This is a genomic window from Alistipes sp. AF48-12 (assembly GCF_003477565.1).
Taxonomy (GTDB): domain Bacteria; phylum Bacteroidota; class Bacteroidia; order Bacteroidales; family Rikenellaceae; genus Alistipes_A; species Alistipes_A hominis.
Genome location: NZ_QUDJ01000018.1, coordinates 1 through 24807, shown reverse-complemented (window position 1 = coordinate 24807; position 24807 = coordinate 1). Strand labels below are relative to the sequence as shown.

Here is a 24807-nt window from a genome sequence, read left to right as displayed (position 1 = left end):
ACATTTATAGCGGGGCGTACTTTGTTCGTCGTAGGTTGCTACAATCAATACCGGCAGCGGAGCCAGTACCATTTTATTTCCATCCCATGAACATTCGAGTCGTTTCCGCGTCGTGGTGGTCGAAGAAGAGGCTCCTGCCCGTATCGAGCGTGGCGATGACTGCCATATCTTCGTCGGAAAGCGAAAAGTCGAAGATGTCGATATTCTGCCGCATCCGTTCGATATGGGTCGATTTGGGAATGATAATTACGCCGCGCTGGATAAGCCAGCGCAGGGCGACCTGAGCTACGCTTTTGCCGTATTTGCCGCCGATTCCGGCCAACAGCGGATTCGTAAAGAAACCGTTGCGACCTTCGGCGAACGGTCCCCACGACATGATGCGCGTACCGAACTCCTCCATGATTTTCTGCGGCTCGGTCTGTTGGTCGAATACGTGCGTTTCCACTTGATTTACCGCCGGCACGATCTCCACGTTGCTGGCCAGGTCGATAAAGTGGTCGGGATAGAAATTCGAAACGCCGATGGCACGTAGTTTACCATCCTTATATGCCTCTTCTAATGCGCGATATGCCCCGTAACGGTCGCAGAACGGCTGGTGCAGGAGCATCAGGTCGATATAGTCCGTTTGCAATTTACGCAGGCTCTCGTCGATGGAAGCTTTCGCTTTTTCATACCCGTAGTTCGATATCCACACTTTCGACACGAGGAAAATCTCCTTGCGGTCGATACCGCTTTTGCCGACGGCATTTCCTACGCCTTCTTCGTTGTGGTATGCCTGCGCCGTGTCGATCATCCGGTAACCCACTTTCAATGCATCGCTTACGCAACGTTCGCATTCGGCGGGCGATACCTGATAGACGCCGTAACCCATCTGCGGCATTTCGACGCCATTGTTCAATTTTACTGTGTCCATACGCTAATTATTTTGTTTTTACAGTTGTGTAAATGTAGGCATATTCACATATGTTGCCAGTATAAAAAATACGGTTTGGATTGCATTTTTTGCGGTAAATTACATTGAAATTCAATCGTCCAGGATCGGACGATACAAAAACCGAGATAAGTGTAGTTCCAACCGAATTTATTGTAATTACGGTTTGAGGTTCTTCTCTAACTTTGCAATGTCGAACATGGACAACGTGGTTAAAGACAAATAATTGAAATTCGCATTAGCTATATTTATGGGACAGAACCAAACAGTAAAAGACAATCGTATTACCGTAATCGATGCCCTGCGAGGATTCGCCTTACTCGGTGTGGTACTGGTACACATGCAGCAACATTACAGCATTTTTAATTTCGGTGCATTTACGCCAACCGAACCTGCTTTCCCTGTTTTAGACGAGTGGATCGGTTGGTTGACCCGCAACGTACTCATGGGACGTTTTATAAATATTTTCGCATTTCTTTTCGGTATGAGCTTTTTCATACAAATGGATCGTGCTGCGAGAAAAGGAGTGGATTTCAGACGGCGTTTTATCTGGCGTATGGTAATACTCTTTTTGATAGGCGTAGTCGGAAGCGCATTTTATTCGGGAGATATCCTATCGTTTTATGCCCTATTCGGATTGGTGTTGGTATTATTGTATCCATTGAAGACCAGAGTACTTGTCGTAGTCGCATCCTTGATTCTGATAGGCGCTCCTCGTTGGATATCTTTCGGTTACGATAAAATCGCGGCTCCTCGGGAAACGACCGTAGTTGCCAATGCCCCCGAAACGGAACGCGTGCGTGCCGAGCGTCCGCGCCAAATGGCCGACGTCGCACAAGAAACTCCGTCACTTGCCAATACCATCAAAAGCAACCTCACGGATGGTCGAATGCGGACATTAAATTACCAGTTCAATTGGGGCGGTCGTGGTTATCTGACTTTTGCCCTCTTTATTTTGGGACTCGTCGTCGGGCGTATCCGCTTTTTCGAAACGGTACACCTGCACACTCGCCGCAACATCTCACTATTCGTATTGTTTGCTGCCGGAGCGTGGATTATCGGTCGAATGAACGGACTCCTGCCGCAAGAACACACCTCTTTCATGCAAGGTATTACCCCCTCTGCGACAGCGCTTTTCCGCATGACGTTGAACGATGTGAATATGGTTCTTTTCTCGGCAGCCATAACGATGGGATTCGTTATTCTGTATCATATGAAAGGTATAGGAAAATGCCTGAATCTATTGACTCCTTACGGGCGCATGGGACTTACAAATTACGAAGCGCAAGGCATTATAGGCTCCATCATATTCTCGCTTTGGGGTTTCGGCTCCATATTCGGCCGTTGGCATGCTACCGAATTATTTTGTTTGGGAATTGCATTTTATATAGTACAAGTCGTATTCAGTAGAATATGGCTCACTTATTTCAAATACGGCCCGCTGGAATGGTTCTGGCGTTCGGCGACCTATCTTAAATGGCAACCGTTTCGTAAATAATAGAAAATATGGAATACAGAACATTAGGATTGAGCGGGCTGAGGGTATCGGCCGTCGGGCTGGGCTGCATGGGCATGAGCCACGCCTACGGCGCTCCCGCCGACAAACGGGAAATGATGGAACTCCTTGCCGATGCCGTGGAAATGGGTTACACCTTCTTCGATACCGCCGAGGCGTATGGCACGGCCGACCGACCGCACGATAACGAAGAGTTGCTGGGCGAGGCCCTGCGTCCGTTCCGCGACCGTGTTGTCATCGCCACCAAATTCGGCATATCGTTCGACCGTCCCGAAGCAAGCGGCACGCACGCCGTGATCCCCGATTCGCGTCCGGCAGCCATTCGTTGTTCGCTCGAAGGGTCTCTCCGCCGTTTGCACACCGACCGTATCGACCTCTATTACCAACACCGTATCGACCCGGCTATCGAACCGGAGGCGGTGGCGGAAGTAATGGCAGACCTTATCCGGGAGGGAAAAATCCTGCACTGGGGCATATCGGAAACGACCGAAGAATACCTGCGCCGCGCCCACCGTGTCTGTCCTGTAACGGCGATACAAAACCGCTACTCGATGATGGTCCGCCGACACGAAACGTCGTTTCCCGTACTCGAAGAGCTGGGCGTGGGGTTCGTCGCATTCTCGCCGCTTGCCAACGGATTGTTGAGCAACCGTTATACAGCCGAAACTACGTTTGATCCGGCAACCGACTACCGTGCCTCGATGCCGCAATACCGTAGGGAAAGTTTCGTGAAGAACCGTCCGCTGTTCGCCCTGCTCGAACGGTTGGCGGACGAACACCGCGCCACCGCCTCGCAGATCTCGCTGGCATGGATGATGAACAAACGTTCGTGGATCGTTCCCATTCCCGGAACGCGTTGCCTCTGTCGCCTGAAAGAGAACATAGGCGCAACGGATATACGCTTGTCTGCGGAAGAGGTACGGGCCATCGACGCCGAACTCGATACGATCGAAATGAGCGAGGTGTTCGGAGGTTCACCCATTATAGAGAAACCAAAAACAGAAGGAGAATAATGAAAAAAGTATGTATCTGCGTGCTGAGCATGGCGAGCCTGCTGTCCGGCACATTAAACGCACAGGAAACTATGAAAAAGAACAAAGCATTCGCTGCGGCCGATATGTCGAATTTCGAGAGCCACAACAGCAACCCGTTCGGCTTGGTGTATGCCGACGCCATTACAGAGAATAAAGCGGGAGCGGTAAATATTCATCCCATTACTTACGACCTGAACGGCCTGAAAATCGCCGCCAACGTCTATACTCCTGCGGGCTACGATCCGGCGAAAAGTTATCCGGCCCTCGTCGTGGCGCATCCGAACGGAGGCGTTAAAGAACAAGTAGCAGGACTTTACAGCCAGCGCATGGCTGAACAGGGTTATATCTGTCTGGCATTCGACGCCGCCTATCAGGGAGCCAGCGAGGGCGAACCGCGCAACGCGGACAAGCCGGCCAACCGCATCGAGGACATCCGCCGGGCCGCCGACATCCTACTGCAATATCCGGGCGTAGACCCGCAGCGGGTGGGTATCCTCGGCATCTGCGGCGGTGGCGGCTACACGCTGAAAGCCGCGCAGACCGACAAACGGTTCAAAGCGGTGGCTACACTCAGCATGTTCAACACGGGACTGGTACGCCGTAACGGGTTTCTCGACTCACAGATAAATAGCGTGCAGGAAAGACTCGCCGATGCCTGCGCTGCCCGCCAAAAAGAAGCCGAAAGCGGCGAAATCGAATACGTCGGCGATATGAGCGGCGTGACGCCGGAACAGGCGGCCGCATTGCCTTTCGACCTCTACCGCGACGGCTACGAATATTACCTGCAAAGCCATGCGCATCCCAACTCCACGTTCCGTTACACCAAGAGCAGTCTGATCGACCTGATGGCGTTCGATGCCAGCGAGGGAATGTATCTGATCGAACAACCTTTGCTGATGATTGCCGGCAGCATCGCCGATACGTTTTACATGACCGAGCAATGTTACAGCAAGGCGACCGGCACGCAGCACAAAGAACTGTTCCTTATCCCCGGTGCGACGCATATCAAGACCTACTATGTACCGGAATATGTGAATCAAGCAGTGGGCAAACTGACGGAATTTTTCGGTAAAAACCTTGGATTATCGGAATAGGTATGAAAACGAAATTGATAACCCTGCTCGCCGTCCTGCTGTGCTGGGCGGGAGCCGATGCGCAAACCGCATCCGAGAATGCCCGACCGGCGAAGAAAATCCTTGTCGCCTATTTCAGTTGGGGCGGCAATACGCAGCACGTTGCCGAACGCATCGCTTCGCTCACCGGCGGCACGCTGTTCCGCATTGAACCCATGAAACCTTATCCCACCGAATACCGCCCCTGCACCGAGGTGGCGAAAGCCGAAAAGGAAGCCGATGCCCGGCCTGCCATCAAATCCAAAGTGGATAACTGGGACCAATACGACACCGTATTCATCGGTTGTCCCGTTTGGTGGTGGACGGCCCCGATGATTATTTGCACTTTTGCCGAAAGCTACGACTTCGGGGACAAGACCGTCGTGCCGTTCTGCACCTATGCAGCCACCTACCGCGATGAAACGCTGGCGCGGATCAGGGAGTTGACCCCTGCCGCCGAACACCTGAAAGGATTCGGAACCACCGGAAAGGATACAAACGGAGTGGAAAGTTGGTTGCGGACGATCAATGTCATACGATAGTCCGTCGGATAGTGTTAAAAACGGCAGGACTTGCAGTCGTGGTTCGCACGATTGCAAGTTCATTTCGGATTTATTTCTATTTTTGTATTTGAGGATAAACGGATAGGGCATGGAAGATCAGAAAGATATAATCGTCGCAGACAGGCTCGGCATCATAAGGACGGATTGCGAAGAGGAGTATCTGGCTCATTTGCTCTGTCTGGGAGGAACGTGCCGCTATCGTTTCAACGGACGTGATTTTGAACTGCATGCCGGAGACGTGTCCATCGTACGTAAACGGAAAATGTTGGAGAAGATAGAACCGTCGGACGACTTCCGGTGCAAGATAATCTATGCGACTCCCGGTTTCATAAATTTGTGTACGCCGCAGAGCAATTACGGAATAAAAGGTTCGTTGGCGCTCTTTCTCAATCCCGTCATGCACCTGACTCCCGAACAACAAATCGTATGTCGCCGCGATTTCGACCTACTGGAACTGCGCATCAAAGACACGGAGCACCGGTTCTACCGCGAGGTATTGATTAATGCTATGCAGGCGGCCATCCTCGACTTTTTCGATTTCCATGCCCGCATCTATGGCGAAAGCGACATCTCCACGCAGAACGCTTCCGTTATGAGCCGTTTCCTTAAGATGCTGGAAGAAGGAACGTACCGCGAGCACCGGGAAGTGACCTATTACGCCGACCGTCTGTGCGTTACATCCAAATATCTGTCGGAAGTGTCGAAAAAGGTAAGCGGATATGCCGCCAACTACTGGATCAACCGCTATACGATCCTCGACATCACGCGTCTGCTGCGGGACAAATCGCTGACGTTCGTGCAGATCTCCGATCTGTTCGGCTTCTCGTCGCCAGCCTATTTCAGCCGCTACGTGCAGCAACATCTGGGTATGAAACCTACGGATTACAGGGAATAGTTATGGCATCGGATTATCTGTCTAATTTTTACGCAGTTGCAAAACAGTTGACGATTCCCCCGAAAACCATATTATTGGAAGAGGGTAAAGTTGCGGATAAACTCTATTTGATCCGTAAGGGTTGTCTACGGCTGTTTTTCTATAACGACGGGAAAGACATTACTTTCCAATTCTTTTTTGAGGGGGATTTTGTCGCTTCGTTTGATAGCCTATATAAGCGCACGCCGAGCCTTTTCTACTTAGAGAGCATTGAGCCTGCCGAAGTCGCTGCGATAAAAAGGAATGATTTTTACGCCATTATCAAAGACGACCCACGGTGGAGGCAAGCGTATGAAGAAAAGCTCATCGACCGGTTCCACTCCTATCAGCAACTATTCCTGTCGCGGATAAAAAATACGCCGCAACAACGATATGAAGAATTGCTCAAGGAATACCCGAATATCATTCAGCGGGTTCCGCAACATTACATAGCCTCTTATCTCGGCATTACCCCCGTCTCCCTGTCCCGTATCAGAAATCGCCGTTAGGCTTCGATCTTTACAATTGTTATCGTCTGCGTCCGATCGGAGTGGCGACCTTTGTCACATAGTATGAATCGGAAACAGATGAAAAAGATTTTTGTAATAGATTGGATTCTAATTTTCACATTCGCTCTGTCTGCATGTTCGGGAATAGGATTACATATTGCCGGACACGGGAATGCCCACGAGGTGTGGCATAATTGGGCCGTATTTCACGTTTTAACAAGTTTTTTGTTCCTTATAACTGTAATATTCCATATAATTACACATTGGAGTTGGTATAGAGGAGTTGTAAAAAACGGGATAGGCAGAAAAAGCAGAGTTACGATGGCGCTATCTATCGTATTTTTATTCGTATCCGTTACGGGAATTGTTTTGCTTAATATTAATGGGGCGAACTCTCGAATAGGATTATGGCATTATAGGGTTGGAATTATCACATCGGTCCTTTCCATCGGACATGTCTTTAAACGCATTCCTGCCTTACGCAACTCTTTGAGAAGATAATTCAGGATAGACGGTGTCGCTTAATCGGAAAAAACTGCAGTTTTTTCCGATTTTTTGTATCGACCAGTTTCGGGCTTCCCGCTATTTTTGCGAGTAGTAGGAACTTAACATCGGAAAGATATGAAATCAATAGCCATTATGGTATTTATGTTTCTGACCTTAACGGTCGGAGCAAAAGCGCAAGAGAATCAGAGAATATTTACAGCCGAAGAACAGGCGATAGTTGATTTATCGAACAGTAAGTGGGAATGGATGGCAGAGAAGAACGTGGAGAAGCTGGCGGAACTGTTTCACGAAAACTCGCAGTTCGTCCACATGGGCGGCTATTGGGGCAAACAGGAAGAGCTGAACACCATCCGCACGGGTGGCATCTGGTACAAGAAAACCGAGATACACGACGTACAGGTGAAGTTTGCGGCCGGAACGGCTACCGTTTACAGCCGGATTCATCTGCACTCGGTAGTCGGCGGCAACGCCGTGCGCTTTCCGTTTATCGTTACGGAGGTATATGTAATGGAGAACGGCAAGTGGCAGCTATCTACGCTTGCCTTTACACGAACATTAGGAAAATAATCAAACAAAAAACGGATATGAGAATTAAGAATTTATTTTTAACAGCTATGTTATCCATATCATCGGTTATAATTTATGCGCAAACTGCGGAAACCTTCCGGCAGCCTTATCCGCTCGGCGAAAAAATATCCCCGAACCCCAATTTTACGGGCGAAGTATGGCTTGCGCCTTTGACCGAAAAGGAAGAATTGAACGTCCCGATGGCAAATGTAACCTTCGAACCTGGTTGCCGCAACAGTTGGCACTCGCACAAAGCCGGCCAGTTGTTGATAGCCACCGCAGGCATCGGTTACTATCAGGAAAAAGGAGAGCCCGCCCGTCGGTTGTTTCCGGGCGACATCGTGGAAATAGCGCCGGATGTCGAGCATTGGCATGGGGCCGCACCGGACAGTTGGTTCGCCCATATAGCCATTACCGCCAATCCTCAAACCAACGCGGCGGCATGGCTCGAACCGGTAAGTGACGAAGAGTACCGTAAGGCCACGACTGAAGCGGAAAGCCGCTATGCCGAAGCGAACGAGGTGCTGACCGTCCGTGAGCAAGCCATCGTCGCAGTGGCATCTTATACGGGTAAAGGAGATTTGGAGCACCTGAAGCCGGCTTTTACGCAGGCATTGGAAACCGGTATGACCATTAACGAAATAAACGAAGTGTTGATTCACGCCTACGCCTATTGCGGGTTTCCGCGCAGCCTGCGGGCAATCCAGATTTTCATGCAGGTAGTGGACGAACGGAAAGCGGCCGGAATAAACGACCCGGTCGGTCGGGAAGCATCCGCAGTCAAGGACGACAGAAATCGCTACGAGCGGGGACGCGACGTGCTTGCCGAAATATCGGGTACGCCGGCCGATGCTCCGAAAGCAGGATATGCCGTATTCGCCCCTACTATCGAGCGTTTTCTAAAAGAACATTTGTTTACCGATCTTTTCGAGCGAGACTTGCTGACCTGCCGGGAACGTGAACTCGCTACGGTGTCCATCCTTGCAGGAGTGAGCGGCGTGGAACCGATGGCTGTCGGCCACATGTCTATTTGCCTGCATCTCGGTATTACGCCCGAACAACTCTCGGCATTGCTGAACATCGTTGAAATGAATCTCGGTAAGAACTATTCGGAACCGCTTCGCAAAGTGTTGAATCAAATAACGGAAAAGAAATGAAGAAGATAATTTTATCGGTATTGTTGCTGTCAGTTACAGCAATAGCCGGAGCGCAAGAACCTGTTGCAATAGTCAAACAAGGTCACTTCTCGGTAGGAGGTACAACCACACAGCGGCCGGGAGCATACGACAACCGTAAATTCGTCGGTTGGGTGGAGCAGGAAGAGACCGGCCAGAGTTATCGCGCCGATCATGCCTTCGTGGATTTCCAGATACCCGCTGATGCGAAAAAGCTGCCGTTGGTCTATGTGCACGGCTACGGAGGCTCAGGCGTTTGCTGGCAGATGACCCCCGACGGACGGGAAGGCTTTGCTACGTTGATGCTACGCCGTGGCTGGAGCAGCTATGTGGCGGATCTTCCGGGCAGGGGGCGTGCCGGACGCACATCCGCAACAACGACGGTAAAGCCCGTCACCGACGAGATGTTCTGGTTCGATATTTGGCGCATCGGCATTTGGCCGAATTATAACGAGGGCGTGCAATTCCCGAAAGATTCCGTGTCGCTTTCTCAATTTTTCCGTGAAATGACGCCCGATTTGAGCGACCACAAAGAGGATGTACCTGCCCTCGGTGCATTGGCTGACCGTATCGGCGACCATATTCTCGTCACCCACTCGGCGGGCGGTTTTCCCGGCTGGATGTCTGCCATGCAAAATCCACAGGTCAAGGCGGTCGTTTCGTATGAGCCGGGCGGATTCGTGTTCCCCGAAAGAGAAGTCCCGGAACGTATCGACGGGCTGACGGGAGGCGTAGCCGGAACGCCCGTTCCGACGGAACAGTTCGAGCGGCTCACGGAAATCCCTGTCGTCCTCTATTTCGGCGACTATATTCCCGAAACGCCGTCCGAGAATCTCGGCGATGAGAACTGGCGCGTGCGGCTCCAAATGGCCCGCAAGTTCGTGGAAACGATCAATCGACACGGAGGCAATGCAACGTTGGTGGAATTACCCAAAATCGGTATACATGGCAATACGCATTTTCTGATGCAAGATCTGAATAATGACGAATTGGCCGATTTACTCAATAGATGGCTGCAAGAGCAATTGCTGGCACAATGACTTGTATTATAGTCATATATTATAGAGTATAAAAACTACGGTGTCCGGAAGTTCTCCGACACTATCGGCGGTTTTGTGTCCCACAAAACCTATACTTGTTCCCCGGACGCATTCAGACATCGGCTGCCGTGCGTGCCACAGGACAGAACCAACGTTTTCCCACACAAGCAAGCTGATTCATCCGAAAAAAAAGCTTATGCCCCAAGTTCCCGTTTTAACCATACCGTCATTACAGGATCGGGAATGATAACTTGACGTTTTTCGATCTCGATAAGCTCTTTTTTTACCAACGCCCGTTTTACGATGCTGACATTGGCCGACGAGCCGAGTTGGTATTTACGTAGTACCTCCTGTGTGGTAAATTCACTATGAACCCCGTCTAAAATGGCTCGCAGGAAATTCATCTGATAGGTCGTAAGGCTCTCGGTCTGCTTCTCGAACAGCGGCGTGTTCTGGTCGATAATATCCTGATACGCTTCCTCGAAATCCCGTTCCGTAGCGATTTTGTCCGTATGAACCCATACCAGCCATGCCAACTGCTGCACATACGAAGAGTGATTGTCTACCCTTTGACAAATCTTTTCGGCCAGCTCTTTCGAGATCTGTTTGCCCGTAGCCTCGAAACGTCCGCAGATGTAGTCGATCCAATCCGTCGTTCCTATTTTCTGTAAATAAATGGCATCGCCGAACTTGTAAAACGGCAGGCTCTTTTTCTCGAACAGTTCGTTCATCAAATGTTTTTTGCTGCCGAACAGACAATAAGACACCGATTTTTGCAACTGCCATACGGAACGCAGCCGTTTCTGGAATGTCTTGGAATCCTTGAACTCGGCTATCTGTTGGAACTCGTCGATGCAGACGACGATATTGCAACCTTTCTTCTGCGCTATCTTTTCGGGGAGCTGCAGGATTTCATCACTATCGTTGCTCTTGGGATCTATTTCGAGCGATATGGAAAAATCTGTCATCGGATCTGCACCCATCGAGATTTTGGGGCTGATACGGGAAAGAAACAGTTTGATATTCTCCAGCCATTCGTCCACCTTCGAGGATGTTTGTTTGAGAACGGCGGAAGCAAAGGCATCGTAAAAATCCCGGTCGCTACGGCATGAGAAAATATCGAGATAAACGATTTTCAGTTTGTCGGACTGTGCCAGACGACAAGCTTTTTGCACCAAAGATGTTTTACCCCAGCGACGGGGCGAAATCAGCACCGTATTCACACCGTGCCGGAAATTTAGCAATAAACGCTCCGTTTCTTTCTCACGGTCGGTAAAGTTATCGCCCGATGTCGCAATGCCGAATATAAAAGGTTTGTTCTCCATAATCTTTAATTGTTGTTCCGCACAAAAATAAGTAATATATTTATTACTAACAATATTATTAGTAATAAAATTATTAGGAGCACGAGGATTTAGATCGAAACTCGTTTTTAGCTGTTGTCGCAATACGTCAATTTGTATAGTTACGATTGGACACTTATCGGCAATTCGCATCGTTGCAGGTATTAGTCATTTGCCAAAGCTATTTTTGTTCGGGCTTGCCCGTCTGCCACGGAACTAAGGGAGTGACCCCGACCGACATTCGTCGTCGAGAGAACTGCCATGTAATCTGCAAACAGAGGCAAAGGGCTTATCCAATACAAAGCGAATAGCGAAGAGGAAAACAAATATGCCAACCGGTGCTACGATTGACATAATAGTATTAAAGCGAAAAGGGGGAATAAAAAGGTTTGAAGTGTCAAACAAGCGGCAGAGACTAAAACATTCATGCTTTCCATGTTAGCAAAATGCCGTGATAACACGAAAAACAATTTAATTTAGTACGTTAGCCTCTATATATGCTAAAGTAAAGTAAAGTAAACTAAATTAAATAAGTAGGTAGGCATTTGCCTGCCTGTACGGTTATGGCTTTATGAAAATGATTACCATTGCAGAGGAACACGAAAAACTTGCTTTTCTCTTTTGGCTGCAATGATCATTCGACGATACGACGTTCAAACAGGCGGGGTAAAAATGGTATCGAAAACGGATGAAGGATGTCGAGAGTAGAAGTAAGTGCAAGGTAAGAAACGCAATGAAAATAAAAAATCGGAAAATGGCTTTAATTGACAATTTTGTTTTTCCTGTGTTCCGCGCCCAAAAGAACAGAACAGACATCTAACTTATCCACAAGCAATTAACCACCACATCTATAAGACTATCCAGGTCTCCGGCGCCGGAATCTGGTTGCGATCATAAAGGGCATCTTCAAAATGAAAACGATACATACCGTCTCCCCCCCCCCTTTTGGTAGTACCGATCGGTAAAAGCATTTAAATCCCATGAATTATTAGGATACCGAATATTCGCAGACGGGGTCACGTTCGCTGTGCACCGAGAAATATCCGTTAACCAATTCCTGATAGAATTGTTTAAGCCCCTGCAGTCCAAGCGGACTGTTGCTGAAAAATAACACCTCCCGACCGGTCTGTACGGCATGTATCGGCAATTCCGTTATCGGACAGTTGCGATAGGCCTGCCGGAATGCCTTTTGTTCATTCACGAAGTCAACATAGTCAAACGGATCGTCCACTTGCGGATGTTGTTGATTCATCACGTATGCAATTTTCGAATCCCGGCTCCGGGCATACATGGCATCGCGCAATCCGACGTGACATTTAGGCCCGGTACCATTTTCACGAACATCCGGCAGCAATTTTTCCCGGATGTACTGCTCATGAGACATCGTTTCCGGGGATGGAACTTCTTTCATGGAGGGAAAACGGTATTGCTCGATCAGTAGGTCAAGGATATAAGCACATACAACGGATTATACGGCTTGCACATGGGACTGTCGGAAGGACTGGCCGGTATCGGTCTCGCCCTGATGGCCGCCGTATCCGGCCGGGAACCCGATTGGGACGAATGCTTAATGATGAGTTGATATATTCCACTAACCGAATAAAGTCATGATTACGCGAACCGACATTATCAATTATCTGATCTGGAAACAGGGATACCGCTCGTACCTCGAGATCGGGCTCGACGATCCGGAACCGAATTTCACGAAAATCCGGTGCGAACTCAAAGAATCGGTCGATCCTTACGATCCGTCGAGCAACTTCTGTGCGGCATGGACGCAGGAAGACCTCAACCGGTTTCTCCCCTACCTGACTTACCGGATGACTTCGGACGATTTCTTTGCCGCTTATCCGGATAAAAAGTACGATATCGTATTACCTCGAAGCGCAAGCCGACCGCGATATCCGTAATTCGCTGATGCACCTGAACGAAGGCGGAGTTGTCGTGATCCACGATTGCCTGCCCGACTGCGAAGCCTCCCAAAACGAAGATCATCCCGACGGTTCATGGGTGGGCACGGTCTGAAAATCGATGGTAAAGTACACGCGACACACGCACTGCGACGTGAAAGTGATCGAAACGGACTGGGGCGTGGGCCTAATCGAATACACCGATAATCTCGACTTTCAGATTCCGGAGAAGCTGGATATCGAATACGATGTGTGCAGTAAGAAGAGGTATGGATTCTTACATATCTACACGGACAATCTGCATATGGTGTTTAAATGATAAATCAGAGGATTCCGAAAATCTGTAAAAGAGTAGGAAAACTATCTAATCTTTATGCCTTATAAGAAAACTTATATTGAAAAAAGAAGTCATAGCGAGGATCGAGCACGACGAAATGAATCAATTGAGAAGAGGAGCAGAAACTTATTTAGAATTCCAATGGTCGTGGAGGAATTTCTGATTCTGTTTGCAATCAGACTTGCGGCGTAACCTGTGGAGATAATAAAACTTGTCTCGTTTCATGCAATGGCACATGCGACGGCAGCTGCAATTACACATGAGGAAATACATGCCCTGAGACTTGTCATTACACATGTAAAGATTCCTGTCAAAATTATTGGATGAAAATCAATTAGAGCACGTAAAATTTATTTTGATTGAAATTGTATTAAACGGGGTCGCAAATGCGGCTTCGTTTTCGTTTCTCCAATCACATGGTCAGTCCTTCGAGGCACAGGAATCAGATTCATTGATATGAATGCCTTCCATTTAAATTACGCTGCAATTTTTGAATCAGATATTAATATCTTAACTCTATTTCATCTTGTCGATTTAACATTTGAGGATTGAAATGCCAGAAGTCGCCGACTTTTTCAGGGAAAGACTCTAGCGCCCCGCATGGAAGCATTAGGTATTCCCGGGGTGATTATCCCTATTTTTCAGTATTGGTCGCCGAGAGCGTCGCCCATACTTTTGTGGCACGAAAAAAACCAAATTCGACATACGATGAAAATGCTGAAAACATTCGCTTGCCTATTGCTCGCAACGACGGTAACAGCCGCTGCGGTTGCCAAAGACAAAAAATCCGGCAGGCGCAAGGCCGTCGTTGAGACGGCGGCGAAAGATACGACGGTCGACTCCCTGAGAAACAAAAGCCGCAAGCCGTACGAATCCGTAATTACTCCAGATGCGGAAACCGTCCGCGGATTGGTGACCCTGCATAAGGTCAAATCGAAATATTATATGGAATTGCCTTATTCGGTCATGGACGCCCAAATGCTGCTGGCCGCCCGCGTATCGGGCATCAGCAACAACCGGGACATCATTGCGGGACGGATGCCGCACGATCCGCTTTTGATTCGCTGGTCGGCCGACGATGACAAGGTGTATCTGCATACGGTCGACTGTTCGGCCGTATGCGATTCGGCCGAGAGTATCGCTCCGGGATTCGAACGGAATAAGATCGATCCCGTGATGCAGGCTTTCCCGATCGCCGCCGTGTCGCCCGACTCGTCGGCCGTTGTGATCGAGGTCGGAAGTTTTTTCGCCTCCGACCAGAAACCTTTCCGCCCGTTTCTGGACGCTTCCCCATTGGCCAAGTTGTTCGGGTTGAGAGAATCGATGCAGGGCAAATTCCAGAAAGAGATGTCCGGCGTCGTGTCCATGCAGGCATTTCCGGAAAACGTCAATTTTCGAACGCGGATGGTTTATACGGTTTACGACCATCCTTTCACGGCCGAGATGACCGTGTCGATGATCCGACTTCCCGAGACTCCGATGCGCCCGCGCTACGGTAGCCCGCGCATCGGTCTGTTCAACAGCCGCAAAGTGAAGTATTCGACCGATAAGGATTACCTGGAAACCGTCCGCTATCTCGAGCGTTGGAACATCGCGCCTCGGGACGAAGACCTCGAAAAGTACAAGCGCGGCGAATTGGTCGAACCGGCCAAACAGATCGTCTATTATGTCGATCCGGCTTTCCCCGACAAGTGGCGTCCCTATATCAAGGCAGGGATTGAAGACTGGCAGAAAGCCTTTGAGGCGATCGGTTTCAAAAATGCCATCGTCGCCCGCGACTATCCAGACGATCCACAGTTCAATCCGGACGATATCAGGAACACCTGCATTGTCTATTCGTCGACCAACGTGGCCAACGCGATGGGACCGTCGTGGACCGACCCACGCAGCGGCGAAATCCTACAGGCGTCCGTCTACTTTTTCCATAACGTGATCGAACTAGTGCACAACTGGCGTTTCGTCCAGACCGCCGCCGTCGATCCGAAAGCCCGCGCTGAGGTGTATGACACCGAAACGATGGGGCCGATGCTGCGCTATGTAATAGCCCACGAAGTGGGGCATACGCTCGGCCTGATGCACAACATGCGCGGGTCGTACGCTTATCCGGTCGACTCCCTGCGCTCGCCTTCATTTACGGAGAAATACGGCACGACGGCCTCGATCATGGACTATGCCCGCAACAACTACGTCGCTCAACCGGGTGACGGAGTGACGCAACTGCTGCCACCCCATCTCGGCCTATACGACTATTACGCGATCAAATGGGCCTATCAACCGATATTCGAAGCAAAGACTCCCGAAGAGGAAGTGCCCGTGCTGAACCGCTGGATCGATGAAAAGGCCGACGATCCGATCTATATTTACGGCGAACAGGCTATTTTCGGTGCGACGGATCCCGCTTCGCAGACCGAATCGCTCGGCGACGACGCGATGAAGGCTACCGAATACGGTATTCGGAACCTGAAGATCGTTGTCGACAGCCTGCACCTGTGGACCGCCTATCCGGGTAAAGATTACAACCGCACCGAAAAACTTTACGAAGAGGTCTTCAAGCAGGCGCGCCGCTATTTGGGGCATGTCATGGTCTATCTCGGAGGTTCGTACCGCTACTATCCGATGGTCGGCTCCGACCAACCCGCGTTCGAGATGGTTTCCAAACAGAAACAAAAAGAGGCGCTGAACTTTATTTTCGATAAGTTGTACGAACTGCCCGACTGGTACGTCAATCCGCAACTGGAAAAACTGACGCGGCCGAAAAACGAGGACGTGACCGATTACCAGATGTCCACCGTTCGCACGCTGTTGCTCCCCGGACGGATCGCGCGCATGGAAACCAATGCCAAGTTGACGCCTGAAGATGCCTATTCCGCGTCGGAGTACGTTGATGACATTTACAACCGAGTGTGGGCTTCGACGCTAAAAAACAAGCCGCTTTCGCACAGTGAGCGAATGATGCAATATGCGTTCGTGCAGAGTATGCTGCGCGGGATCGACGCGCTGGACAAGGAGTCATCGTTACGCGGCTTGACTGATTATCCTGCGGAAGACGAAGGCGCATTCTGGCCCTGCCGCCACATCGAATGCGGCCGGCACGGGAACGGTTTCGAAGACCAGATGACCGGTTCGACCCGTGCCACGGATGTGCAGTTGTATGCGACTTCTCTGTGTTATAATCAATTGCGCAAGCTCGGAAAGTTGCTGCGCGCCCGGGTTCAGAGTTCGACGGACGAGCTGGCCGAGCATTACCGCTATCTGAATTACGAAATCGAGAAGGCTTTGGAGAAAGGCCTCTGAACGACCGTTCAGCAGCAGGGCGAAGAAGTGTGAAAAGAAGGACTGTTATGGGATTCCGATTGTTCGTGATATGGTTGGGGACGTTGTGTCTGCCCCCGATGGTCGGGGCGGCTTTTACAGGAGCCGCTTCGCCTCGTAGCGCGCCGTTTCGCGTACGCGTCATTTCGGCGAAGGACGGCAAACCGTTGCAGGCGGCCGTGACGACCCTCGCTCCGTATGGCTTATGGGCGGTGGCTGGGACGGACGGCGAAGCCTTTTTGCCGATGTTCCGCCCGGGAAAGCCGAATTGTCAGTCTCGTTGCTTGGTTACGAAACGGTCTCGCTAACCGTCGAGCTGAAAGCGGAAACCGAAGACAGCGTCCGGATCGCGATGATGCCTTCTTCGTTCGCGATGAAAGAGGTCGTTGTCGTCGCCGAGAACAACAAGAGCGGCCTCTCGACTTCGTCGTCGATCGGCCGTCAGGCGCTTGATCACCTACAGGCGACCAGCCTCAAGGATGTACTCCAGTTGCTCCCTGGTAATTTTCTGGGCAGCAATCCGTCGCTGATCAGCACCGGACAGTTCCGTAACCGGACGCTCGAAGCAGATAACAACAACGCTTTCGGCGGTTCAATCGTCGTCGACGGCATTCCGTTATCCAACAATGCGAACCTGAATGTCGAGGCAGGGGCGTTCAGCACTGCAGGCAAAGGGATCGACTTGCGCGGTATCGGTACCGACAACATCGAGTCAATCGAGGTGATCCGGGGCATCGCATCGGCCCGGTACGGCGATATGAGCAGCGGAACCATGCTAATCAAAAGCAAAGTAGGCCGGACACCCGGTCGAGTGCTCGCGCGGATCATGCCCGGGATCCAGCAACTTTATGCCGACAAAGGTTTCGATCTGGGCCGCGCCGGAACGCTGAATTTGAGCGCCGATTACGCGCACGGCAAGTCCGACCCGCGCTATGCGACCGATACTTATAACCGGGGGCTGCTCTCCTTGATTCATTCGAAGAATCTCGCCGACGGCCGTTGGGCGGTGACGACCCGGCTGGGGCTGAAGCTGATCCGCGACTGGAGCGGAGCCGACCCCGGCGAGCCGGAACTGGTACGCGGCATGTACGCGCAGAGCCGTCAGTACGGAATTACGTTCAGCCATTCGGGGCGGTTCGGCGCGGACAGGCTGCTGATGCGCAGTCTCCATTACGATATCGGATTTTCGTACAGCCGCGACGACGATTACCAAGTCAAGATGCTTGCACCGGCGGCCCATAACGCACCGGTGTTCAACGCGACCGGCAACTCGACCCAGCAGGCGGCAATCCTGCCGTCCCAGTACGTCGGCAGAGGCGGTACCGAAGGACGCCCGATCTCTTTTTATGTTCAGCTCGGCGACGATTTTTACCTGGGACAGGAAGGATTTCTCCATCGAATCGCCATCGGAGCCGAACTACGCAGCGAGGGGAATCTCGGACGCGGATTCTACAACGAGAATCCGAATCTGCCCCTTGCACAGCTGCGTTCGCGTTCCTTTCGCGACATCCCGTTCCTGACGCAATTTTCGCTTTACGGCGAGGACCAATTCGATCTGAAAATCGGCAAAACCCAGCTGAAAGTACAGGCGGGTCTGCGTTGGACACTGGCGCAACCCGGTAGAACGGAAAGTTTGTCGAGTGTGATGCCCCGGATCAATGCCGCCTACCTGCCTACCAGGGGACTGCGGTTTCGTTTCGGTTACGGCATTTCAGCCAAAATGCCGGGTTTGCTGTACCTCTATCCCGATCCTGGATATCTTGACATGCAGAATATCAGTGCGACGATCGACGGGACTCCCTATGTCGTTTATACGACCCGGGTCTACGATCTGACCAACAAGCAGCTGAAACCGATGAAAAACCGCAAGTTCGAAGCAGGTGCCGACGTAACGCTGCACAACGGGATGCGGTTCTCGGTGACGGCTTTCCACGAACGCGTGAACGACGGGTTCGGAACACTGACCGACGAGTGGATCGCGCCGACAGTGGCACGCTGGGCCTCTTCGGCGGTGTCCGTTGAGGACGGGAAGCTCGCATACGATCCCCAAAATCCCACTTCGATCGATACGGTACTGCACCGTATCGATCGTCCGGGCAACTGCCGTCGTTCGGTCAGCCGGGGGATCGAGTACGATTTCGAACTGGGACGGATTGAGGCGACCGGCACGAGCTTCTACCTGAACGGCTCTTATATCGTCACGCGAAACAACTCGTCGAACAAAATCTACAATACGCCCGTCGGTAGCACGACGATCGAGCAAAAGACGATGGTTGTTTACCCGGAAGGATCGTCGACCTCGGTCGATCGGCGTTACAGCACGGCACTACGGATCGTGCAACACATTCCGTCGATCCGTTTCGTCGTATCGGCTACCGTGCAGGCCATTTTCTACGAGTACAACCGGACGATCAACATTCCCGAGATTCCGGTGGGATACGTGACGGTCGACCGGAATCATCCCGGGGCGACGGTCTACGTACCTTTACCGCGGCGCAGCTCGCCGATCCCGAGGCTCGTTTCGAGGGGTTTATGGTCAAGGATCAGATCTACAAATCGCAGATCAGCAACTTGCCTGAAACATGGCCGCCGCTGTGGTCGGTCAATCTGCGCGTGACCAAAGAAGTCGGCAACGGTCTTGGCTTCTCGTTCTATGTCAACAACGTGTTCTTCAAGCAACCGTGGCACAAGAGTTCGATCTCGACGACGCTCGTCGAGCGCAATTCGAACCTGTTCTCATACGGATTCGAAATAAATGCAAGTTTCTGAAAATCACAATTAACAATAAAAAAACAATGAAAATGAAAAGATTACCCCAAATTACGTTGATGCTGCTCGCGGTTTTCGCGGCATTTACGTCCTGTAAGAAGGACGAGGATTTCAAGGGCATCGAGTCAACTGAATTCCGGATAAACTATCCGGATGGCTTCTCCTCCTCGGCTCGTTTCGAGGGAGAGGTAACACTCAAAGACCGCAATTCCGGTACGATCTATACAACCGAGGCGAAAGACGGCATAGCGACGTTCACTTACATCATGCAGGGCGTGTACGACCTTTCCGTGTCAAAAACGCTGACAGCCGCCCAGTTCAAGGAACTGGCCCCTGGACTGGGTGACGATCTGAAGAACGAGGTCGTGCTGAGCGGCCTGTCGCTGTCTGTCAACCTGCTCACCGACGAGGATGCGGCCAAAACGCACGAAGTAACGCTGAATTGGGCAGTCAAGGGCAGCCTGGTGATCAGCAAGATCTATTCGAACGGTACGAAAACGACAGCCGGCAAAACGTTCCTCAACGACCGGTACTGGGAGATTTTCAACAATTCGTCCGAAACGGTTTACCTCGACGGCCTTTGCCTGGCCTACCTGTGGGGCAATACGAACACTGCGGCCGTAACCAATCCGTTCTACGAACAGTATAAGGATGCCGTGTTCGTCAATACGGCAGCCCGTTTCCCCGGCTCGGGTTCCGAACACCCGCTCGCCCCCGGTGAGAGTGTCGTCGTCGCCCAGAGCGCCGCTAATTTCGTTACCGAAGAGCGTCCGATGGACATCGATCTAACAGGCGCCGATTTCGAAACCTATTATGCCGATTCGGACATGTCGCAGGACAATACGGCAGTTCCAAACATGGAGATCGTCTACAAGGCAATTGCCGGCGCCCGCGTATTCGGTATGGCTACCATGTCGGTCATCCTATTCCGCGCCACGGACGCCGAGATCGCATCTATGGAAAAGCTTCCGGAGCCGGGCAGTTCGTCGTCGAACGTGTTCCTAAAGATTCCTAACGGCATCATCATCGATGCCGTACAGCAATACAAGGCGGAAGACGCTAATCCGGTCATGCATGCGGAGCTCGACGCTTCGGCCGCCGTCCTCGGTCGTGAGGTGCCGGTGATTGCCGAGCGCAAGGTGGCTTATACCGCAACCGACGGCCGCAAAGTGCTCCAGGATACGAATAACTCGGGAGCCGATTTCGTCGTTTCGACGTCGGTAGACGGTACACCCGCTTTTCTCGTGCCGAGGCAATACGACAAACCCGTACTGAATAAGTAGCATCCAAACGAAAAGAATGGGATGAAACGGATCGGAATGTGCATATGGTTGCTGGTTGCTTCGTTGAGCCTCGGGGGACAGACCCTTTGGCCCGACGGGACATGGTGCGTTCCGTCGGGAACGACTCCCGAGCGTATGCTGCTCGAGGAGCGTAATCTTTGGCTCGGTTCAACCAATCCGGCGGCTTTGGGCGTCCGTCCGATGCCCGATTACGGGACAACCCGGCTCGGAGCTACTTCCGAGTCGGGTGCGTACCGTCGTCCGCAACAGGCCGCAGAGGCGCTGTCCGCCGGATTTCATTCCGACAGCTATCTGTCGCTGAAAGGACTACACCTGTGGGGCGCATTCGATTTCACACAGAAATGGCACCGCAACCGGGCCTGGGCCGACATCCGCGATCCGTATAACGGCAATCCCTATTCGGCGGGCAGTGCCGTTGCAAGTCGCTACCAAGAGCAGACAGTCGATTTTCATGTGAAGGCCTCATCGCACCGGATTGGCCGGCGGTGGTGGGTCGGCGCGGCACTGGATTACAGCACCGGCGACTTTTCCCGTTCATCCGACCCTCGGACGCGGACGCAGTCGCTCGATTTGGCCGTTCGCCCAGGCATAGCCGTTGAACTGTCGCCGCGCAGTACGGTCGGGGTGAACGGGTCGTACCGTTTTGCCAAAGAAAAGATGCTCAAGCCCGTTTGCAAAGAGTCGGACAATTACGATAAGTATCCCTATTACGCATTCAAAGGGATGGGTGAATACGACGAGCCCGACTTGCTTTCGTTTTCCCGCCGCTTTATGGCGAATTATTACGGAGGCGAAGCGCAGTACCGTTACGGTTCCGGCGGATTTTCGCTGATAGTGCGGGCGTCGGCGACCGTTCGGCGCGACCGCGTCGAAGGACAGAATCAGGCGAGTCCGGGCGATTACGGCGAAACGATATGGAGCGGGGCTATCAAAGGCCTGCTGGAACGCCCGCAGGGGCTTCATGCGTTCGAATTGCACTATGTCTCGAAGACGGGCCGGGCCAACGAGTTCTTACAAGAATCGGTCACCGTACAAAATCCCAACGGTTCATTTACGAGCTACTGGAGAACGATTTTTAGCGCGGTCAAATACCGGACTTCGCGCGACGAAGCGGGCGCCCGGTGGCGTTATTACCGGCTGGACGGCAGTAACGGCTACCGGTGGCATGTCGGTGCCGAACTACGGTACGGCGATTTTGAAAATCGTTACGTGCTGCCCGCGTCTTCATTGGCCGCGTCGCGTGCCGGCGCCGAACTATCGGCCGGTATGCCGCTCGTTCGCGGCGCGGCGCACCAGCTCCGAGCAAGTATAGCAGCCGCCTATGCCGCAGTTCCCAGCCGTTCGCTCACGGTCAACACCGCAGGGAAGTCCGATTTGCAAACCGGGGTTATCGACCCGGAGTATGCCTATTTCGGCCGAGCACTGACCATTTGCGGCATAACGGTAGACTATGATTTCGCACTGCGGAAGACGAGCGGATTGAGGGGATTTGTGGCCGGGGCTTTCCGACTCATCCATGCCGGCGGAGCGGGCAACCGTTGTTTCGCAGGGCTGTCGCTCGGCATTCTGACGGGATACGGACGGTATCCGGAGGCCCGATAAAAATTAGAATCGAATATTGAAATTGAAAACACGAACATGAAAAAGTTTTTTAGTTACGCAAAGTTACTACAAAAAAGTGAAATGCGGAAAGATATAGTGATAGAATTGAGTTACAAGGGTTTTAGTTAAAGTGGCGATAATTCGTGAAGCCATTACAATCCTTGCCGAAGCCAAATCTTGACGCCGCAACGTTACTTGTTCGTAACCATGTCCGAAAATGCGACAAACGGGTACGAATGGCGAAACAAGACACTATGTTATAGTGAGTTACCCACAACTCACGTAACAAATACGGTTACGGAAAAAAGATTGCGCCGTTCCTCCCCGTTTTGCGTACCGACACCGGACTCTTCACCAACTAATTTTGAAATCCAAAAATTAAGAACGATGAAGAGTACATTTTCAGTAATCTACTACCTCAAGCGTCAGGTAGTGAAAAAGGACGGGACGGTTCCCGTCATGGGACGCATCACGGTGGACGGCAGCCAGACGCAGTTCAGTTGCAAGTTGAGTGTCGATCCGAAGCTGTGGGACACCAAAGGGGGACGTGTCACGGGCAGAAGCGCGGCGGCACTCGAAACGAACCGTATGCTTGACAAGATGCGGGTGCGCATCAACAGACACTATCAGGAAATCATGGAGCGTGACAACTTCGTCACGGCGGAGAAGGTAAAGAACGCCTTTCTCGGACTGGAACACCGCTACCACACGCTGATGCAGGTGTTCCGTCGGCACAACGAGAACTATGAGAAACAGGTGGAAGCAGGCATGAAAGCAAAAGGTACACTGGAAAAGTACCGTGTCGTTTACAAGCACCTGCAAGAGTTCCTCGACATCCGCTACCATGTGAAGGACATCGCCCTAAAAGAGCTTACTCCCGCTTTCATCTCCGACTTCGAGATGTTCCTGCGCACGGACAAGCACTGCTGCACCAATACCGTGTGGCTGTACGTCTGCCCGCTACGGACAATGGTGTTCATAGCCATCAACAACGAGTGGCTGACACGCGACCCGTTCCGCGAGTATGAAATCAAGAAGGAGGAAACGACACGCAGTTTCCTGACCAAAGACGAAATACGCCTGCTGATGGAGGGGAAACTGAAAAACGCCAAACAGGAACTGTACCGCGACCTCTACCTGTTCTGTGCGTTCACCGGATTGTCGTTCGCGGATATGCGCAACCTCACGGAAGAGAATATCCGTACCTATTTCGACGAACACGAGTGGATAAACATCAACCGCAAGAAAACGGGCGTGGTGTCCAACATCCGCCTGCTTGACATCGCCAACCGCATAATCGGCAAATACCGTGGGCTATGCGAGAACGGCAGGATATTCCCCGTTCCGCATTATAACACGTGCCTTGCCGGTATCCGTGCCGTCGCCAAGCGTTGCGGCATCACCAAGCATATCACGTGGCATCAAAGCCGCCACACGGCAGCCACGACAGTTTTCCTTTCCAACGGCGTACCCATCGAAACGGTCAGCTCCATGCTTGGACACAAGAGCATAAAGACGACGCAGATTTACGCGAAGATAACCAAAGAAAAACTCAATCAGGATATGGAAAACCTTGCCGCAAGGTTAAACAACGTCGAGGAATTTGCAGGTTGCACCATCTAAAAAAGAGGAGCCATGAAACGTGACATAATCATCATAGAGGACAAGGCGGTCAGCGTAACCGGTAACGATGTGTGGATGACCGCCACCGAAATAGCCGGACTGTTCCATACGACCGTCCCGGCAGTGAACGCCGTCATCAAAGCCGTCCGCAAGTCTGACGTGCTGAACGACTACAAGGTGTGCCGCTACATGCAGCTTGAAAACGGGCTGTACGCGGACGTGTACGCGCCTGAAATCATTATTCTGATTGCTTTTCGGCTGAACACCTACAACACCTACCTGTTCCGCATGTGGCTGGTAGGAAAGGTTCTCTCACAAGAGAAGCGGCAAACATACGTGATGTTTATACAGAACGGAAAAACTGCGTACTGTTGAAGATATCAAATGAAAATTATACGAAAGAATTTCTATATGGATCCTTATCTAAATAGCCATATCATATCTCAAAAAATATAGAGGTAATAATATGGCTATTATTTAATTCTTTTGATTTGTCGTTATGCAACGAATTCCGTTCATAAAATGTTTTAATATATATTTGTCAAATGAATGGAGATTTAGGTATTTTTTGTTCAAGGTATTCTTTTGATTTGTCGTTATGCAACGAATTCCGTTCATAAAATGTTTTAATATATATTTGTCAAATGAATGGAGATTTAGGTATTTTTTGTTCAAGGTATTCAATTCCTATCGTGTTAAATTCCTGTATAACGATTGTAATCTCTTTAGAATCGTCTTCA

At 51.2% G+C, this 24807-nt stretch carries 23 protein-coding genes; 20 read left to right on the top strand and 3 right to left on the bottom strand.

Features of this window, described 5'->3' with window-relative positions; translation table 11 throughout:
• Positions 1-73: 73 nt before the first annotated feature.
• Positions 74-913, bottom strand: coding sequence for an aldo/keto reductase (locus DW082_RS11265; RefSeq protein WP_101573853.1), 840 nt, complete (start codon positions 911-913; stop codon positions 74-76).
• Positions 914-1181: 268 nt separating this feature from the next.
• Between DW082_RS11265 and DW082_RS11260 the strand changes: the two genes are divergently transcribed.
• The 10 genes from DW082_RS11260 to DW082_RS11215 all read left to right on the top strand — a co-directional run bounded on the left by DW082_RS11260 (position 1182) and on the right by DW082_RS11215 (position 9867).
• Complete coding sequence (locus tag DW082_RS11260; protein ID WP_118458735.1) at positions 1182-2429, top strand: DUF418 domain-containing protein; 1248 nt, start codon at positions 1182-1184, stop codon at positions 2427-2429.
• Between the two features lie 8 nt (positions 2430-2437).
• Entirely contained in the window at positions 2438-3460 is a 1023-nt protein-coding gene (locus DW082_RS11255; RefSeq protein ID WP_118458688.1) for an aldo/keto reductase, read from the top strand.
• Positions 3460-4575: an alpha/beta hydrolase gene (locus tag DW082_RS11250; RefSeq protein ID WP_118458686.1), complete on the top strand. Its 1116-nt coding sequence runs from the start codon at positions 3460-3462 to the stop codon at positions 4573-4575. The genes DW082_RS11255 and DW082_RS11250 overlap by 1 nt, the downstream gene beginning before the upstream one ends.
• Positions 4576-4577: 2 nt before the next feature.
• On the top strand, positions 4578-5135 hold the full coding sequence (locus DW082_RS11245; RefSeq protein ID WP_118458684.1) for a flavodoxin: 558 nt from the start codon (positions 4578-4580) through the stop codon (positions 5133-5135).
• 109 nt (positions 5136-5244) lie between these two features.
• Positions 5245-6051: an AraC family transcriptional regulator gene (locus DW082_RS11240; RefSeq protein ID WP_118458682.1), complete on the top strand. Its 807-nt coding sequence runs from the start codon at positions 5245-5247 to the stop codon at positions 6049-6051.
• Positions 6052-6053: 2 nt separating this feature from the next.
• A complete protein-coding gene (locus DW082_RS11235) occupies positions 6054-6578 on the top strand; it encodes a Crp/Fnr family transcriptional regulator (protein ID WP_055206262.1) in 525 nt (174 codons plus the stop codon).
• A gap of 63 nt (positions 6579-6641) precedes the next feature.
• Positions 6642-7079 (top strand): DUF4405 domain-containing protein, encoded by a 438-nt coding sequence (locus DW082_RS11230; RefSeq protein WP_310648314.1) that lies wholly within the window; start codon positions 6642-6644, stop codon positions 7077-7079.
• Positions 7080-7199: 120 nt separating this feature from the next.
• The gene (locus DW082_RS11225; protein WP_101573841.1) at positions 7200-7652 is read left to right on the top strand and encodes a nuclear transport factor 2 family protein; all 453 of its coding nucleotides are present in this window, start codon (positions 7200-7202) and stop codon (positions 7650-7652) included.
• A gap of 17 nt (positions 7653-7669) precedes the next feature.
• On the top strand, positions 7670-8809 hold the full coding sequence (locus DW082_RS11220; protein WP_153498123.1) for a carboxymuconolactone decarboxylase family protein: 1140 nt from the start codon (positions 7670-7672) through the stop codon (positions 8807-8809).
• A complete protein-coding gene (locus tag DW082_RS11215; RefSeq protein ID WP_101573839.1) occupies positions 8806-9867 on the top strand; it encodes an alpha/beta fold hydrolase in 1062 nt (353 codons plus the stop codon). Before DW082_RS11220 ends, DW082_RS11215 begins: the two co-directional genes overlap by 4 nt.
• Before the next feature lie 194 nt (positions 9868-10061).
• On the opposite strand, the gene DW082_RS11210 is transcribed toward DW082_RS11215, so the two are convergent.
• Positions 10062-11192, bottom strand: coding sequence for an ATP-binding protein (locus DW082_RS11210; RefSeq protein WP_101573837.1), 1131 nt, complete (start codon positions 11190-11192; stop codon positions 10062-10064).
• Positions 11193-12198: 1006 nt separating this feature from the next.
• A complete protein-coding gene (locus DW082_RS11205; protein WP_145996578.1) occupies positions 12199-12621 on the bottom strand; it encodes a DUF6047 family protein in 423 nt (140 codons plus the stop codon).
• A gap of 196 nt (positions 12622-12817) precedes the next feature.
• Here DW082_RS11205 and DW082_RS11200 point away from each other — a divergent pair, with 196 nt between their 5' ends.
• The 10 genes from DW082_RS11200 to DW082_RS11165 all read left to right on the top strand — a co-directional run bounded on the left by DW082_RS11200 (position 12818) and on the right by DW082_RS11165 (position 24442).
• A complete protein-coding gene (locus DW082_RS11200) occupies positions 12818-13120 on the top strand; it encodes a hypothetical protein (RefSeq protein ID WP_101573834.1) in 303 nt (100 codons plus the stop codon).
• A gap of 121 nt (positions 13121-13241) precedes the next feature.
• On the top strand, positions 13242-13439 hold the full coding sequence (locus tag DW082_RS11195; protein ID WP_101573832.1) for a hypothetical protein: 198 nt from the start codon (positions 13242-13244) through the stop codon (positions 13437-13439).
• A gap of 726 nt (positions 13440-14165) precedes the next feature.
• Complete coding sequence (locus DW082_RS11190) at positions 14166-16751, top strand: zinc-dependent metalloprotease (RefSeq protein WP_182424160.1); 2586 nt, start codon at positions 14166-14168, stop codon at positions 16749-16751.
• 47 nt (positions 16752-16798) lie between these two features.
• Complete coding sequence (locus DW082_RS14580) at positions 16799-17077, top strand: hypothetical protein (protein WP_182424159.1); 279 nt, start codon at positions 16799-16801, stop codon at positions 17075-17077.
• Positions 17050-19386 carry a TonB-dependent receptor domain-containing protein gene (locus DW082_RS11185; protein ID WP_182424158.1) on the top strand — a complete coding sequence of 779 codons (2337 nt, stop codon included), beginning with the start codon at positions 17050-17052 and terminating at the stop codon, positions 19384-19386. Before DW082_RS14580 ends, DW082_RS11185 begins: the two co-directional genes overlap by 28 nt.
• Positions 19341-19538 (top strand): hypothetical protein, encoded by a 198-nt coding sequence (locus DW082_RS14575; RefSeq protein ID WP_182424157.1) that lies wholly within the window; start codon positions 19341-19343, stop codon positions 19536-19538. The genes DW082_RS11185 and DW082_RS14575 overlap by 46 nt, the downstream gene beginning before the upstream one ends.
• Positions 19539-19570: 32 nt before the next feature.
• Positions 19571-20821 (top strand): DUF4876 domain-containing protein, encoded by a 1251-nt coding sequence (locus tag DW082_RS11180; RefSeq protein WP_172970775.1) that lies wholly within the window; start codon positions 19571-19573, stop codon positions 20819-20821.
• 21 nt (positions 20822-20842) lie between these two features.
• The gene (locus tag DW082_RS11175) at positions 20843-22444 is read left to right on the top strand and encodes a DUF6850 family outer membrane beta-barrel protein (RefSeq protein WP_118458672.1); all 1602 of its coding nucleotides are present in this window, start codon (positions 20843-20845) and stop codon (positions 22442-22444) included.
• A gap of 387 nt (positions 22445-22831) precedes the next feature.
• Positions 22832-24067: a site-specific integrase gene (locus DW082_RS11170; protein ID WP_002561011.1), complete on the top strand. Its 1236-nt coding sequence runs from the start codon at positions 22832-22834 to the stop codon at positions 24065-24067.
• A 12-nt stretch (positions 24068-24079) separates the two neighbouring features.
• Complete coding sequence (locus DW082_RS11165) at positions 24080-24442, top strand: hypothetical protein (RefSeq protein WP_002561010.1); 363 nt, start codon at positions 24080-24082, stop codon at positions 24440-24442.
• Positions 24443-24807: the final 365 nt, after the last annotated feature.

What these genes read in the sequence shown, in the direction of transcription:
- DW082_RS11220 (WP_153498123.1), top strand. Translation starts at nt 7,670, where the DNA reads ATGAGAATTAAGAATTTATTTTTAACAGCTATGTTATCCATATCATCG.
- DW082_RS11230 (WP_310648314.1), top strand. Translation starts at nt 6,642, where the DNA reads ATGAATCGGAAACAGATGAAAAAGATTTTTGTAATAGATTGGATTCTA.
- DW082_RS11170 (WP_002561011.1), top strand. Translation starts at nt 22,832, where the DNA reads ATGAAGAGTACATTTTCAGTAATCTACTACCTCAAGCGTCAGGTAGTG.
- DW082_RS14580 (WP_182424159.1), top strand. Translation starts at nt 16,799, where the DNA reads ATGGGATTCCGATTGTTCGTGATATGGTTGGGGACGTTGTGTCTGCCC.
- DW082_RS11255 (WP_118458688.1), top strand. Translation starts at nt 2,438, where the DNA reads ATGGAATACAGAACATTAGGATTGAGCGGGCTGAGGGTATCGGCCGTC.
- DW082_RS11165 (WP_002561010.1), top strand. Translation starts at nt 24,080, where the DNA reads ATGAAACGTGACATAATCATCATAGAGGACAAGGCGGTCAGCGTAACC.
- DW082_RS11205 (WP_145996578.1), bottom strand. Translation starts at nt 12,621, where the DNA reads ATGAAAGAAGTTCCATCCCCGGAAACGATGTCTCATGAGCAGTACATC.
- DW082_RS11250 (WP_118458686.1), top strand. Translation starts at nt 3,460, where the DNA reads ATGAAAAAAGTATGTATCTGCGTGCTGAGCATGGCGAGCCTGCTGTCC.
- DW082_RS11245 (WP_118458684.1), top strand. Translation starts at nt 4,578, where the DNA reads ATGAAAACGAAATTGATAACCCTGCTCGCCGTCCTGCTGTGCTGGGCG.
- DW082_RS11265 (WP_101573853.1), bottom strand. Translation starts at nt 913, where the DNA reads ATGGACACAGTAAAATTGAACAATGGCGTCGAAATGCCGCAGATGGGT.
- DW082_RS11235 (WP_055206262.1), top strand. Translation starts at nt 6,054, where the DNA reads ATGGCATCGGATTATCTGTCTAATTTTTACGCAGTTGCAAAACAGTTG.
- DW082_RS11190 (WP_182424160.1), top strand. Translation starts at nt 14,166, where the DNA reads ATGAAAATGCTGAAAACATTCGCTTGCCTATTGCTCGCAACGACGGTA.
- DW082_RS11225 (WP_101573841.1), top strand. Translation starts at nt 7,200, where the DNA reads ATGAAATCAATAGCCATTATGGTATTTATGTTTCTGACCTTAACGGTC.
- DW082_RS11195 (WP_101573832.1), top strand. Translation starts at nt 13,242, where the DNA reads ATGGTAAAGTACACGCGACACACGCACTGCGACGTGAAAGTGATCGAA.
- DW082_RS11210 (WP_101573837.1), bottom strand. Translation starts at nt 11,192, where the DNA reads ATGGAGAACAAACCTTTTATATTCGGCATTGCGACATCGGGCGATAAC.
- DW082_RS11180 (WP_172970775.1), top strand. Translation starts at nt 19,571, where the DNA reads ATGAAAAGATTACCCCAAATTACGTTGATGCTGCTCGCGGTTTTCGCG.
- DW082_RS11215 (WP_101573839.1), top strand. Translation starts at nt 8,806, where the DNA reads ATGAAGAAGATAATTTTATCGGTATTGTTGCTGTCAGTTACAGCAATA.
- DW082_RS11240 (WP_118458682.1), top strand. Translation starts at nt 5,245, where the DNA reads ATGGAAGATCAGAAAGATATAATCGTCGCAGACAGGCTCGGCATCATA.
- DW082_RS11175 (WP_118458672.1), top strand. Translation starts at nt 20,843, where the DNA reads ATGAAACGGATCGGAATGTGCATATGGTTGCTGGTTGCTTCGTTGAGC.
- DW082_RS11200 (WP_101573834.1), top strand. Translation starts at nt 12,818, where the DNA reads ATGATTACGCGAACCGACATTATCAATTATCTGATCTGGAAACAGGGA.
- DW082_RS11260 (WP_118458735.1), top strand. Translation starts at nt 1,182, where the DNA reads ATGGGACAGAACCAAACAGTAAAAGACAATCGTATTACCGTAATCGAT.